Here is a 13195-nt window from a genome sequence, read left to right on the forward strand (position 1 = left end):
TGATGGACGTGAACTATTATTTGGGCGTGGATGCCGGCGGGAGCAAGACGTATACGTTAATCGTCGACGAGCAAGGAGCCGTTGTCGGCCGAGGTTCGGCCGGCAACGGCAATCATCAGCTTGGCTATGATGAGGCGAAGGCTAACATTACGGCATCGGTCGAGGCCGCGCTTGCCGAGGCGGGGCTAGCCCGCGAGGATATCGAGTTCGCGTATTTCGGACTGGCCGGCGCGGACCGCGAGACGGATTACAACATTTTGCGTCCGCTGATCGCGGGACTCGGCTTTCCGAAGCACGACATTAACTGCGATACGGTCATCGCCCTGCGCGCGGGCACGGACCGTCCTTACGGCGTCGTGCTGATCTGCGGGAGCGGCACGAACAGCGCGGGCCAGAATTCGGCCGGCCAGTTCTATCAGTGCGGCGGCTTCTCCTATTTGTTCGGCGACTTCGCCGGCGGCCATACGCTCGCGAAGGAAGCGTTCCGCGCGGTTATCCGCGCTTGGGACGGACGCGAGGAGCCGACTTCCCTTACGGCCCCGCTGCTGGCGCGGCTCGGCTACGAGAGCGTGCAGGCGATGTTCGACGATTATCTTGATCATGACAAATGCGACGTGCCGCTCGACGTCGCTAAGCTCGTCTTCGACGCGGCGCTGGCGGGAGACGCCGTGGCGCAGCGCTTGCTCCATACGCAGGGCGACGAGCTGGGCAAGGCCGCGGCGGCGGTAATCAAGCGGCTTGGCATGCAGGAAGACGAGTTCGACGTCGTGCTCGCGGGCAGCATCGTGACGCGCGGCCAGGGGCCTTACGTCATAGACCCGATCCGGGCTTACGTAAGCGAAGTTGCGTCGAAGGCGAAGGTCGTGAAGCTGTCGACCGAGCCGGTGGTCGGCGCCGTATGGCTGGCAATCGAGGCCAGCGGGGGGCAAGTGACGAGCGAGGCGCACGAGAAGCTGAAGCGGATATCCGATTACAACGCAATTCCAAGCCAAACGAAGAGGGTGTGAACACGATGACAAAGGGATTGAAAATCGCGGTAATTGGCGGCGGCTCCTCCTATACGCCGGAGATCGTGGAAGGATTTATTCGCCGGTACGACCGGCTTCCGATCCGGGAGCTGTGGCTGGTGGATATCGAGGCGGGACGGCAGAAGCTCGAGATCGTCGGCGGATTGGCGAAGCGGATGGTCGCGGAATCCGGTCTTCCGATCGAGGTGCGCCTGACGATGGATCGCCGCGCGGCGATCGAAGGCGCCGATTTCGTCTCTACCCAGATGCGCGTCGGCTTGCTCGAAGCGCGCAAGTGGGATGAACATCTGCCCAACGGACACGGCGTGATCGGCCAGGAGACGACCGGTCCCGGCGGCATGATGAAGGCGCTGCGGACGATTCCGGTGCTTCTCGACATCTGCCGGGACATCGAGGAGCTGAGCCCGAACGCTTGGCTGCTGAACTTTACGAATCCGGCCGGCATGGTGACCGAGGCGATCACCCGCTATTCGAAGGTGCGCAGCATCGGCCTGTGCAACGCGCCGATCGGCCTGCAGAAGTGGCTAAGCACGAAGTACGACGCCACGCCGGAGCGCATCTATACCGAGTTCGTCGGCTTGAACCATCTGCATTGGGTCACGCGTGTCGAAGTGGATGGCGTGAACCGGCTGCCGGAACTGCTCGATAAGCGCGAAGAATATTCGGGCAAGAACGTGCCGGCGACGGAGTGGGATCATGAGTTTCTCATGTCCCTCGGCGCGCTCCCGTCGTATTATTTGAAGTATTTCTATATGCAGGACGCGATGCTCGAGGAGCAGTTGATCTCGCTTGCGAAGAGCGGCACGCGCGCCGAAGTCGTGAAGAAGGTCGAGGATGAGCTGTTCAAGCTGTATCAAGACCCGGATCTCAAGGAGAAGCCGAAGCAGCTGGAGCAGCGCGGCGGCGCGTATTATTCGGAGGCGGCCGTCAACCTGATGGATTCCCTGTACAACGACAAGCGGGACATCCAAACGCTCAATGTCGCCAACGGCCGCACGCTCGATTTTCTCCCGGCGGACGCGTGTATCGAGGTGAACTGCGTCGTGACGGGCCAAGGTCCGCTGGCGCTGCCGGTCACGCGGGTGCCGGAGCAGACGAAGGGGCTCATCCAAGCGGTGAAAACGTACGAGCGCCTGGCGATCGAAGCGGCGATGACCGGCGACCGCGGGCTCGCGCTGCAGGCGATGACGCACCATCCGCTCGTGCCGTCCGTTTCGGTGGCGAAGACGCTGTTGAACGAAATGCTGGAGAAAAACAAGCTGTATTTGCCGAATTTCTACCCGAGCAACCGGTAGAGGTTGCCATTGAAAGCCGGCGTGTGATAAGTTAGAAGGGCTATTGCGCTTATATTTAGGAAAGCGAGGTGAAGGTAGGATGAATTTCGAAATGGTGAACGATTGTTTGAGCCGTCTGGTAGACATTATCAGCGGTAATGTACATGCTTTTGCCGACAACGGGAGAAGTCTGTCCAAATTTACGGTCTCACCATTCGAGAAGATGCCTGCCTGATCCTTTTATGCGGATATGAACGTCCGGATAAGAGCCGCGGGGGATTTTCCCGCGGCTCTTTTTGCGCTCTCTTGGAGCTAGACGAAAGGGTCATGGTCAGGGTCTCTCCATACCTAGGAGGAACTGACAATGACATTGATAATAAATAGCCAGCAAGCAAAAAAATATCACGGGGCGCAGCTCGTATTGGAGAATGCCACGTTCGACATCCACGACGGGGAGCGAATCGGGCTCGTCGGCCGCAACGGAAGCGGCAAATCGACGCTCATGCGGCTGATCGCCAAAGCGGAGAAGCCGGACGAAGGACAGCTGACGGTGCGCAAAGACGCTTCAATCGGCTATTTGGCCCAAATTCCGGCGGAGTGGGAAACGCGGACGGTCTACGACGCGCTCGCCTTCGGATTCCAGGCGCTACTCGAATGCCGGGAGCAGATGCGGGCGATCGAAGCGGCCATGTCGGATCCGGCTGCCGCGGCATCGGACGGCTTGGACGCGCTGCTGGGGCAGTACGCGAAGGCGCAAGAGCGCTTCGAGCAGGGCGGCGGCTACGAGCTGGATGCGCGAATCGACGCGGTAGCTAGCGGGCTGCGGATCGACCGAGCGATATACGCCCGCCAATTCGGCACGTTGTCCGGCGGGGAGAAGACGAAGATCGGCCTGGCGTCGCTTCTCGTCCGGCGTCCGGAGCTGCTGCTGCTCGACGAACCGACCAACCACTTGGATATGGCCGGCATCGAGTGGCTCGAATCGTACCTGAAGCAATATAACGGCGCCTGCTTGATCGTCTCGCATGACCGCACGTTCCTCGACCGCGTCGTCGCGAAGATCATCGATCTGGAGGACGGCGAGACGACCGTCTATCACGGCAATTACACGTGGTACGCGCGGGAGAAAGAGGAGCGCCTGCTGCGGCAGTTCGCGGAATTCCAAGAGCAGCAGAAGCAGATCAAGAAGATGAAGGAGACGATCCGACAGCTGGAGGAGTGGGGGCGCGTCGGCGGCAACGAGAAGTTCTTCCGGCGGGCGGCGTCGATGCAGAAGGCGCTGGACCGGATGGAGAAGCTGAAGCGTCCGGTGCTGGAGCGCCGCGGCGCGGCGTTCGACCTGCGGCAGGCGGACCGCTCCGGCTCGCGGGTGCTGCATTTCGAGGGCGTGCGGAAGGCGTACGGCGGCAAACAAGTGCTGCGCGGCGCGGACGGCTTGCTCGAATACGGCGAGCGGGTCATGCTGCTCGGCGGCAACGGCGCGGGCAAATCGACGCTCGTTAAGCTTATGCTCGGCTTGGAGCAGGCGGATTCGGGCGTGCTCCATTGGGGCTCGCGCGTCGATATCGGCTACCTGGCCCAACAGGAGTACCCGGAGGACGGTAAGAGGAGCGTGCTCGCCTATTTCCGAGAGGAAGCGGGATTAGAGGAAGGCGAAGCGAGAGCGCGGCTGGCCAAGTATCTGTTCTACGGCGCGGACGTGTTCAAGCAGGTCGGCCAGCTGTCCGGCGGGGAGTGGACGCGGCTGCGGCTCGCGCTGCTCGTCCTGCGGAAGCCGAACGTGCTCATTCTGGATGAGCCGACGAACCATATGGACATCGCCTCCAAGGAAGCGCTCGAGGAAGCGCTCGACGATTACCAAGGAACTCTGCTGGCTATCACGCACGACCGTTATTTCATTAACCGGTTGGCGGAGAAAGTGTGGGTGTTGGAGCAGGGGCGAATTAGCGCGTATCTCGGCGGTTATGACGATTACGAGGCGGAGCGCGGGAGAAGGAAGGCACAGGAGACGGGAGAGGCCGATACCGCGGGCGCGGGGGTTCTTGCGGCGCGCGAGAGCGGTGGCGGGAAGACGAAAGCGATTGCGTCGATCGGTGAACGGAACGGGAATGCCGCGTTGAAGGCGAACGATGGCGTCGCCATGGCGAGCGGTCAGGGAGAAGGGCGCATGAGGGCGGGAACGAACACGGTTCTTCGAGCGCGCGGAGCAGACGGCACGATTTCCGAAGCCGATACAGCGAACAGAGATAGCGATGCGCAGAGCCGGGTGGTTGGCGGCGCTGGCGCAACCGGACGCCCCGAGCGCCGAAGCAAGCCGAATCCGGCGCTGCGCGAGCGGCTGGAGCGCGAGATCGCGCAGACGGAAGAACGGCTGGCGCGGCTCGACGAGACGTTGAACGACGGGAAGGTCTTAGGCGACCACGCGGAGACGGCGCGACTCTGGGCGCAGCGGGTGGCGGAGCAGCAGGAGCTGGACCGATTGTATGAAAGATGGATGGCCCTTGAGACGCTCGAGGGATAACCGGCCAGCGGCAAGGCTAAACCTATGGGTGCGATGCCCATAGGTTTTTTCGCTTAAGGGGCGACCGTGACGCGTACTCCTACGGTTGACGATTTTAATTGCTAGTCATATAATTGCTATAGCAAATAAATGAACGGAGCGTGCGAACATTCAAATCGACGACTCGTTAGGATTTATGATCAATCATGCCGGCCGGCGCATTACGCTGCTGCTCGCGCTGCGATACCAGCCCTTCGATATTACGACCGAGCAGTGGAGCGTACTCAACCGGCTGTACGAGCAGGACGGCATCAGCCAGAAGGAGCTAGCTCGAAGATCCGAGAAGGACCAGACCAACATTACGCGCATTTTGGATCAACTGGAGCGCAAGGGCTTGGCGGTTCGCAAGGCGAACGAGGCCGACCGGCGGTCTTTTCTCGCATTCATCACGCCTCGGGGGCGCGAGCTGAACGAAACGCTGCTGCCGATTGAGCAGGAAGCGATTCAATCGGTGCTCGGCGGATTGAACGGCGAAGACGTGGCACAGCTTCGGCGCTTGCTCAAGCAGGTGACGCTGGCGGCCGAGAGAGCAATCGAACAAATGGGGGAATGACATCATGAGCGAACCGAATGGATTCGAAGCAAGACCGAAGCTCTGGACCCGCGACTTCGTCGCGGTATGCTTCAGCAGCTTCTTTTTATTTATGACCTTCTATATCCTGGCGGTTACGCTGCCGATCTTCGTCACCGATACGCTGCACGGCGGCCAAAGCCGGATCGGCCCGGTTATGACGGTATTCGTCGTCGCGGGTCTCGTTTTCCGTCCGCTGGCGGGTAAGTGGCTGGACGAAATCAACCGGCGCACCATCGTGCTTATCGCGCTAGGATTGTTCTTTGTTTGCAGCGGCCTCTACATGCTGGTGGACAGCTATGCCTGGCTGCTCGCGCTGCGGCTCGTCCATGGCGTTAGCTTCGGCATCGGAGCGACGGCGATCGGCGCGATCGCGATGGATCTCGTGCCGGCCGCCCGCAAAGGCGAAGGCGTCGGCTACTATAGCCTATTCATGAGCTTGGCCATGGTCGGCGGACCGGCCATTGGCCTCATGATCGCGGAGACGGGCTCGAATCCGCTGCTATTCGGCACTTGTTTCGCGCTGGCGCTGTGCGGCCTCGTGTGCGGGCTGAGCGTACGCATCCCCGCGCGCCTGCCGCGCAAGCCGGGTCCGGCGCCGACAGGCTGGCGCCGGTTCATTGAGCCGGCCGCCGTGCCGATCGGCCTGACCGGGGCGGTGCTTGCCTTCTCTTACGGAGCGATCACGACGTTCCTCTCGGTTTACGCCAAGTCGCTGAACTTAAGCGCGTACGCGAGCGTCTTCTTCATGGTTTTCGCGCTCATGATCATCCTGTCCCGTCCGTTCACCGGCAAAATGTACGACCGCTCCGGCCCGCATCCGCTCGTCTATCCGGGCGTTGTCCTCTTCGCGCTCGGCATGATGGGCCTCGGCGGCGCGCATTCGCTGCCGATGTTCCTCGCGATGGGCGCGGTGCTCGGCCTCGGATACGGCGCGCTGTTCCCGAGCTTCCAGACGATCGCCATCCAATCGGCGGAGCCGCACCGCAGCGGCCTGGCGACCGGGACGTTCTTCCTGCTGTTCGACGCAGGCTACGGCATCGGCTCCTCGGTGCTCGGCATGGTGTCGGCGCGCACCGGCTACCACACGATGTACATCATCGGCGGCATCGTCGTCGCCTGCTCGGGCGTCATGTATTACGTGCTGCATCACCGCAGAACCGCCAGCCGTTCAGCCGCGATGACGACGACCGCGCCGCATGCGTAACGGTCTGCGCAACCGAGACCCTTCAGGGGGCTCGGTTTTTTTGCTGTCTTGGAAATTGTGCAACTGTTCATATTTTGGAAAAAACGTAAAGCGTGTCCGCTTGAGCGGACGAAAGCGAAGGTCAGCGCGGATCAGCATCAAGCACACCGCAGGAACGCTAATTAGCAGCGTCCGGAGGTGAACGTTGTTCGGAGAAAACGACTTCGGAAGCATAGGCTTAACCTTCCGGTTCCCCTCGGCGGGAAGGGTGAAGAACACGCGCATGAAGCTTTGTCCGCAAGGACAAGAGCGTGGCTAGCTCGAAGCGAACCGCCAACCGCGAACACTCGAGCTAGAACGAAGAACGGGTGTCCAGAGGGCGGTAGCCCTTGGTTCCCCTCGGCGGAGGGGGAAGGGGCGAGGGGGAAAGAAGAAAGGAGGGTTCTCGAAGGGCAAAGCCCTTATGTTATTTCACCACCAACGTCACGTAACGCGGTACGTCGTACGCATAGAAAGCGGACGTGAACGGTCCCCGGTCGGCGAACGGAATGCCCGCCTCGCGCAGCAATCGGTGCAAACTTTGCTGCTCCTCCGGGCCTTTGTTCGTCACGATCAGCACGCCCGGCTGCTCCAGCCGGCGATACGCATGCTCGATCAGGCGGGCCGGTTGGAACGTGCCGATCGGCAATCCCCAGTGCAGCAGCGGATCCGGCGTCACGAACGGCAGGAACAGCGTGCAGACGTTATAGGGCGCTTCCGCCTTCATGAAATCCACCGCTTCATAACGAACGATACCGGGTTCATTCAGCTCCCTCAAATAAGCCTGCGCGTAATCATAGGCCGTAAATCCGTTGCGGTAGCGGCGGTACGCATCCAGCTCGATGCCCGTTAGCGACTCGACCTCGTAATGGCGGCGGAAGAAGCGGAAGAGCGCGGGCGCGTAATAAAACGTGCGGCTGCCGACATCGACGATTCGGAGCGCGCGCGGAAGCCGCTTCGCCAGCTCGGGCTGTAGCCGATGCAGGAAATCGAGCTGGTACAGATTAAGCTGGTAATCGGTTAAGCCGAGCAGCTCGCGCCAGCGTCCGAAATCGTACGCGTCCAGCAGCTCGCGTTCTTGGCGCTTCGTGGCGGCGTCCGGGTACAAATGCGCTTTCGGCGCGGGCTTCAACCGCACGCGGCCCAGCCGGATGCGAAGACGGCTCCGCATGGCGAAGCGGAGGGCGTTCCACCCGCTGGCCAGCCGCATTTTCCAATCGTTCATCGGGAACAAGCCTCCTGCCGCTGTCATGTCTAAGCGCTAGTATATCCAATTCGGCCCCGAGCCGGAAGTTGGCGCGTTAGCCGCCCACGAATGTCAAAGGGGCCGCTATTGCAGCAGCCCCAGTCGCTTCGCTTGCTCTTCGGTCAAAATAAATTCCTCGCCCGGCCACATCTCCTCTTCGGCATCGCGCCCGAACAACTTCAGAATGTCCGGCCAAATGTTCCGTTCCATCGCCTCGGCGACCGTGATGATCACTTTCATTAGCAGGCCCACGCTCCTCTTGGTCTTATATACCGATACTGTACCCGGCGGAAGGCGGGGACAAACGCGGCAACTCGCCCGGTCTGCCGATCATCGGACGCCGCGGATAGCGAACGTGTCGCAAGAAAAAAGTCTCTGCCGCTCGCAACAATGCGTGCAGGGCAGAGACTTATACGTTAATGCCGGCGGAGGAATGGCCGTATGCGAAGGATGCCGAAAGGGCATCGTGCGCAAGAAAGCGCTCCTAGCCGAACACGACGCGGTCGTCGGACAGCTTGTGGCCGCTGATCCGCTCGAATTCGCCGAGCAGCTGCTCGACGGTCAAATCCTTCTTGCGCGCTTCGCTGACGTCGAGGATAATGCGGCCTTTGTCCATCATGATGAGGCGGTTGCCGAGGCGGATCGCCTGTTCCATGTTGTGCGTGACCATAAGCGTCGTCAGCTTCATCTCGCGCACGATGCTCTCGGTCAGCCGCGTGATGACTTCCGCGCGGGCCGGGTCGAGCGCGGCCGTATGCTCGTCGAGCAGCAGTATTTGCGGCTTGGTGAAGGTCGACATGAGCAGGCTGAGCGCTTGGCGTTCGCCACCGGACAGCTGGCCGACTTTGGCGCGCATCCGGTTCTCCAGGCCGAGACCGAGACGGCGGAGCTGCTCATGGTAGAACTTGCGCTTGCCGCCCGTGACGCCGATGGAGAGGCCGCGGGATTTGCCGCGCGTGTGCGCCATCGCCAGGTTCTCCTCGATCGTCATGTTCGGCGCGGTGCCGGCCATCGGATCTTGGAACACGCGGCCGATCCACCGGCTGCGCTTATGCTCCGGTTCGCCGGTTATCTCGGTATTCTCGATGCTGACCGTGCCGATGTCCGGCGTCATGACGCCGGAGATGACGTTCATGAGCGTCGATTTGCCGGCGCCGTTGCTGCCGATGACGGTGACGAAGTCGCCGGGATTGAGCTTCAGGTTAATGTTGACCAACGCGACCTTCTCGTCGGGCGTGCCCGGGAAGAATAGCTTGGAGACGTTCGATAGCTGCAGCATCTTAAAGCGCACCTCCCGCGGACTGTCCTGGATGCGAGATCGGGGCGGCGGCGGCAAGTTCCGCGGCGCGCTTCTTCGCCATGCTCTTCTGCTTCACGGAGCGGCGAACGGTCGGCAGCAGAAGCGCGATAATGACGATGATGGCGGTAATGAGTTTCAAGTCCGACGTATCGAGCCACTCCACGCGCAGCGCGAGGGCGACGACGATCCGGTACACGATGGAGCCGAGCACGGCGGCGAGTGTGGCGCGCAATACGGTGCGGGCGCCGAAGATCGCTTCGCCGATGATGACGGACGCCAGACCGATGACGATCATGCCGATGCCCATGGAGCTGTCGGCGAAGCCGGTCTGCTGGGCGATCAGCGCGCCGGAGAGGGCGACGAGGCCGTTCGAGAGGCTGATGCCGAGAATTTTGGTCGTGTCGGTGTTGGCGCCGAAGCTGCGGATCATGCGGGCGTTATCGCCCGTCGCGCGCAGCGCGAGGCCCATGTCCGTGCGCAGGAACGCGTCGAGCAGGAACTTGATCGCGAGGACGCAAGCGGCGATGACGGCGAGTTTCACCCAAATGTTGTCGATCGACGTGAACAGCGGGTCGGTGTCGAGAATCGAGACGTTCGGCCGGCCCATGATGCGCAGGTTGATCGAGTAGAGCGCGATCATCATCAGGATGCCGGACAGCAGGCCGTTGATCCGGCCTTTCGTATGGAGCAGGCCGGTAATGGAGCCGGCGATCGCGCCCGCGAAGAACGCGGCGATGACGGAGAGCCAGACGGACGTGCCGTGCGAGATGAGCACCGCGGCGACGGCGCCGCCGGTCGTGAAGCTGCCGTCGACGGTCAAATCGGGAAAGTCGAGGATGCGGAACGTGATGTAGACGCCCAGCGCCATCAGCGCGTAGAGCAGCCCCATCTGCACCGCCCCGGTCATGGAGTCGAGCATGGTGGAAACCTCCTAAGAGTTTTATTATTCCTAAAAACAAGAAGAGGGTGAACTTCAAGGACGTTCACCCTCGTGCGCGTGCTTATTGAATCAGGTTCTCCGCCGGGTCGGCCACGGCGCTCTTCATGGCGTCGGTCAGCTCGATGCCGTAGTCGGCAGCGGCCTTGGCGTTGATAATCAAATCCAGTTTCTCCTGCATCATGACCTTCATCTCGCCCGGGTTCTTGCCGTTCTTCAGCACGTCGACGGCCATCTGGCCGACTTGGTAGCCATGGTCGTAGTACTTGAAGCCGACAGTGGCGAATGCGCCTTTCTCGACGGTGTCGCGGTCGCTGGAGAAGAACGGAAGCTTCTCTTTCTTGGCGATTTTCAAGATGGCGTCCGCGCCCGTAACGACGACGTTGTCGAGCGTAATGTAGAACGCGTCGACGCGGCCGATCAGGGATTCGGCGGCCTGCTGCACTTCCGAGGTGTTCGTAACGGCGGCTTTCACGAGCTCGATGCCTTTCTTGCCGAACTCTTCTTCCGCTTTCTTGGCCATGATGACGGCGTTGGTTTCGCCTTCGTTGATGATCAGGCCGACTTTCTTGACGTTCGGGAAGTTGTCGGCGATGAAACCGACGAGCTTCGTCGTCGCTTCCGGATTCGTATCGGAGGCGCCGGTCACGTTGCCGCCCGGTTGATCGAGATTGTCGACGATCTTCGAAGCGACCGGATCCGTTACGGCCGCGAACAGCACCGGGGAATCCGTCATATTCTTCACGAGCGCTTGCGCCGAAGGCGTCGCGATGCCGAGCGCGAGGTCCGGCTTGTCGCTGGCGATCTTCTGGGCGATCGTCGTGTTGTTCGTTTGGTCGTTCTGGGCGTTCTGGTAATCGACTTTCAGGTTCTCGCCTTCAACGAGGCCGCCGTCTTTGAGCGCGGCGAGGAAGCCTTCGCGCGTCGCGTCCAGCGACGGATGCTCGACGATTTGGGAGATGGCGATCGAGTACGTTTTCGCATCGGCGGCATTGGTGCCGGAAGCGGCGTTCTCCGTCTGCTCGCTCGCGCCGCTATTCGCGTTCGCGTTGGTGCCGGTGTTTTCGTTCTTGCTGCCGCAGCCTGCAATAAGGAGGACGGCGGACAGGACTAGCGCATACCAGGACGTCTTTTTCAAAATGAATTCTACCCCTCTCTACATGTGACGCAATGTGGCGGCGCGGCATTAACGCTTTTGCCCATAAAAGCAAAGAAGTAAAAAGAAAAAGCATTCAGTACAACAAAAAAACTGTCATGCTTTTCCAATTATCGTTAGCTTGCCGGACGCAAAATTGAAATAATTCGATTATTTTAATTTTAAAGCCCGACTCTAGTTTCGTCAATCGTATATAAATAATGTAAATATATGAAACTATGCATACGAGAGTCAAAAAGTCGACAGGTTAGATTCGATGCCGAGATACTTCTTGATCTGCTTCGCGATCCAATGGCGTCTATACGCGCTCCTGGATCTGCTTGCGGTATTCGCCCGGCGAGCAGCCGGTCTGCTTTTTGAACACCTTGCTGAAATATTTCTCGTCCTGGAAGCCGCATTTCTCGGAGACTTGCGAGATGCGCAGCTGCGGCGAAGCGAGCAGCGCCTTCGCCCGCTCGATGCGGACGCGGGTGACGTAATCGGAGACGTTCTCGTTCATCACCTGCTTGAACTTGCGCGAGATGTACTCGCGGCTGAGGAAGAAACGGCTCGCGATCGTCTGCAGCGAGATGTCCTCGTGCGCGAACTGCTCGATGTATTTGGCGATGTCGTGGATGCTGCCGTGCGTCTGGCGTTCGTCCGAGCACGCGAGCGCCGCCTCGCCCACTTCGTCCAAGACGAGCCGCTGCCACGCCGATAGATCGAAGGCGCCCTTCTCGTCGGCAGGCAGCTGCAGGGCGGTCGCGCCGCCGTCCCGCGCGAGCTTGCGCTCGCGCAGCCAGACGGATTTGGCGACGGCGATCTCCTGCCACCACAGCTGGAGCTGTTCGGGCGAGATCCATTCCGCCGCGCGCATCGCGTCGAACCAAGGGGCGATCGCCGCTTCCGCCTGGACGGGCTGTCCGCTCTGTACGGCGTAGCGCACGCGCTCCTCGTAATCGTTGAACAGCGGAGCGTCCGTCTTGGCCGTCGTCCCCGCGTACCGGTGGCACCATGCGCCGGCGTCCAACAGGTTGCGGCGGGCGAGCGCGGTTCTGGCCTGGCGGTAAGACATGCCGAGCTCGGCGGGCAGCGCGGCGTGATCGCCGATGCCGAAGGCGAACCGCGTCTTCAGCGTCCGGCGGATCGCCGCGTCGATCTCGGCGAGCACGCCGGCGGCGTCCTCCGCCTCGCCCCAGAAGAGCAGCGCGATCTCGCCTTCGGAGCCGCGGCACCGGAAGGCGTACCCGATGCGCCGCTCGCGCAGAAACTCGTTGCAGATGTTCAAGAGCGCGAAGTACAGCAGGTCCCAGCCGGCGGCGAACTTCTGCCGGATCGCGTCCGAGGCGGGCTCGAGGCTTAGCAGCGCGATGCGACCGCGCGTTGGCGCGCCGCCAAGGCCGAATTCCTGGCGAAGCGTCTCCGCGGCGCCGGAGGAGGCGCCGGGATCGGTGACGAGCGAGGAGAGGAATTGCTCCAGATAGACCGGCTTTAGCTGATGGATCTGGCTGCCGTGATGCTGATCGCGCCGGCGCGCCTCCTCGTCCGCCTGCCAGCTGGCGATCGCGCCTCCCAGCGCGGCCGCCAGCTGCGCGGGATCGATCGGCTTCAGGATATAGTCGATGCCGCCGTGCTTCAGCGTCTGGCGGACGAATTCGAAATCGTCGTGTCCGCTGATGACGATCACCTTGCTCTCCGGCGCGTGGCGCGCCGTCCAGGCGAGCAGTTCCACGCCGCCCATGTTCGGCATCATCATGTCCGTGAATATAATCTCCGGGCGCTCCGCCATGATCGTCGCGGTCGCCGCCGCGCCGTCTGACGCCTCCAGCACCGTGCCGATGCCGTGCGCCTCCCAGTCTACCAGCAGCTTGACGGCCTCCCGGACGTGTTTCTCGTCATCGATAATCAATGCTTTCATC

11 protein-coding genes are annotated in these 13195 nt (G+C 61.4%); 5 read left to right on the forward strand and 6 right to left on the reverse strand.

Annotated features, from left to right (window positions below; genetic code table 11):
* Window positions 1-8 precede the first annotated feature (8 nt).
* The 5 genes from BCM02_RS12455 to BCM02_RS12475 all read left to right on the forward strand — a co-directional run bounded on the left by BCM02_RS12455 (window position 9) and on the right by BCM02_RS12475 (window position 6640).
* Window positions 9-1007, forward strand: coding sequence for an N-acetylglucosamine kinase (locus BCM02_RS12455; protein WP_148929422.1), 999 nt, complete (start codon window positions 9-11; stop codon window positions 1005-1007).
* 5 nt (window positions 1008-1012) lie between these two features.
* A complete protein-coding gene (locus tag BCM02_RS12460; RefSeq protein ID WP_148929423.1) occupies window positions 1013-2323 on the forward strand; it encodes a 6-phospho-beta-glucosidase in 1311 nt (436 codons plus the stop codon).
* 343 nt (window positions 2324-2666) lie between these two features.
* A complete protein-coding gene (gene abc-f / locus BCM02_RS12465) occupies window positions 2667-4823 on the forward strand; it encodes a ribosomal protection-like ABC-F family protein (protein WP_148929424.1) in 2157 nt (718 codons plus the stop codon).
* A 175-nt stretch (window positions 4824-4998) separates the two neighbouring features.
* A complete protein-coding gene (locus BCM02_RS12470) occupies window positions 4999-5415 on the forward strand; it encodes a MarR family winged helix-turn-helix transcriptional regulator (protein WP_246183349.1) in 417 nt (138 codons plus the stop codon).
* Between the two features lie 4 nt (window positions 5416-5419).
* Window positions 5420-6640 (forward strand): MFS transporter, encoded by a 1221-nt coding sequence (locus BCM02_RS12475; protein WP_148929426.1) that lies wholly within the window; start codon window positions 5420-5422, stop codon window positions 6638-6640.
* 445 nt (window positions 6641-7085) lie between these two features.
* Here the strand turns inward: BCM02_RS12475 and BCM02_RS12480 are convergent, their stop codons facing one another.
* The 6 genes from BCM02_RS12480 to BCM02_RS12500 form a co-directional block, all read right to left on the reverse strand.
* Window positions 7086-7883 carry a hypothetical protein gene (locus tag BCM02_RS12480; RefSeq protein WP_148929427.1) on the reverse strand — a complete coding sequence of 266 codons (798 nt, stop codon included), beginning with the start codon at window positions 7881-7883 and terminating at the stop codon, window positions 7086-7088.
* Window positions 7884-7988: 105 nt separating this feature from the next.
* The gene (locus tag BCM02_RS35250; protein WP_187434179.1) at window positions 7989-8144 is read right to left on the reverse strand and encodes a hypothetical protein; all 156 of its coding nucleotides are present in this window, start codon (window positions 8142-8144) and stop codon (window positions 7989-7991) included.
* A gap of 244 nt (window positions 8145-8388) precedes the next feature.
* Complete coding sequence (locus tag BCM02_RS12485; RefSeq protein ID WP_148929428.1) at window positions 8389-9183, reverse strand: ABC transporter ATP-binding protein; 795 nt, start codon at window positions 9181-9183, stop codon at window positions 8389-8391.
* 1 nt (window position 9184) lies between these two features.
* Window positions 9185-10123 (reverse strand): ABC transporter permease, encoded by a 939-nt coding sequence (locus BCM02_RS12490; RefSeq protein WP_148929429.1) that lies wholly within the window; start codon window positions 10121-10123, stop codon window positions 9185-9187.
* Between the two features lie 82 nt (window positions 10124-10205).
* Window positions 10206-11282 carry an ABC transporter substrate-binding protein gene (locus BCM02_RS12495; RefSeq protein WP_425466176.1) on the reverse strand — a complete coding sequence of 359 codons (1077 nt, stop codon included), beginning with the start codon at window positions 11280-11282 and terminating at the stop codon, window positions 10206-10208.
* A 313-nt stretch (window positions 11283-11595) separates the two neighbouring features.
* Window positions 11596-13194, reverse strand: coding sequence for a response regulator transcription factor (locus BCM02_RS12500; protein ID WP_148929431.1), 1599 nt, complete (start codon window positions 13192-13194; stop codon window positions 11596-11598).
* Window position 13195: the final 1 nt, after the last annotated feature.

The sequence above is a fragment of the Paenibacillus methanolicus genome (assembly GCF_008124765.1).
GTDB classification, from domain to species: domain Bacteria; phylum Bacillota; class Bacilli; order Paenibacillales; family Paenibacillaceae; genus Paenibacillus_Z; species Paenibacillus_Z methanolicus.

Bases quoted from the DNA above. Each gene is read 5' to 3' on its own strand.
- BCM02_RS35250 (WP_187434179.1), bottom strand. From the start codon at position 8,144: ATGAAAGTGATCATCACGGTCGCCGAGGCGATGGAACGGAACATTTGG.
- BCM02_RS12480 (WP_148929427.1), bottom strand. From the start codon at position 7,883: ATGAACGATTGGAAAATGCGGCTGGCCAGCGGGTGGAACGCCCTCCGC.
- BCM02_RS12475 (WP_148929426.1), top strand. From the start codon at position 5,420: ATGAGCGAACCGAATGGATTCGAAGCAAGACCGAAGCTCTGGACCCGC.
- BCM02_RS12485 (WP_148929428.1), bottom strand. From the start codon at position 9,183: ATGCTGCAGCTATCGAACGTCTCCAAGCTATTCTTCCCGGGCACGCCC.
- BCM02_RS12490 (WP_148929429.1), bottom strand. From the start codon at position 10,123: ATGCTCGACTCCATGACCGGGGCGGTGCAGATGGGGCTGCTCTACGCG.
- BCM02_RS12500 (WP_148929431.1), bottom strand. From the start codon at position 13,194: ATGAAAGCATTGATTATCGATGACGAGAAACACGTCCGGGAGGCCGTC.
- BCM02_RS12460 (WP_148929423.1), top strand. From the start codon at position 1,013: ATGACAAAGGGATTGAAAATCGCGGTAATTGGCGGCGGCTCCTCCTAT.
- abc-f (WP_148929424.1), top strand. From the start codon at position 2,667: ATGACATTGATAATAAATAGCCAGCAAGCAAAAAAATATCACGGGGCG.
- BCM02_RS12470 (WP_246183349.1), top strand. From the start codon at position 4,999: ATGATCAATCATGCCGGCCGGCGCATTACGCTGCTGCTCGCGCTGCGA.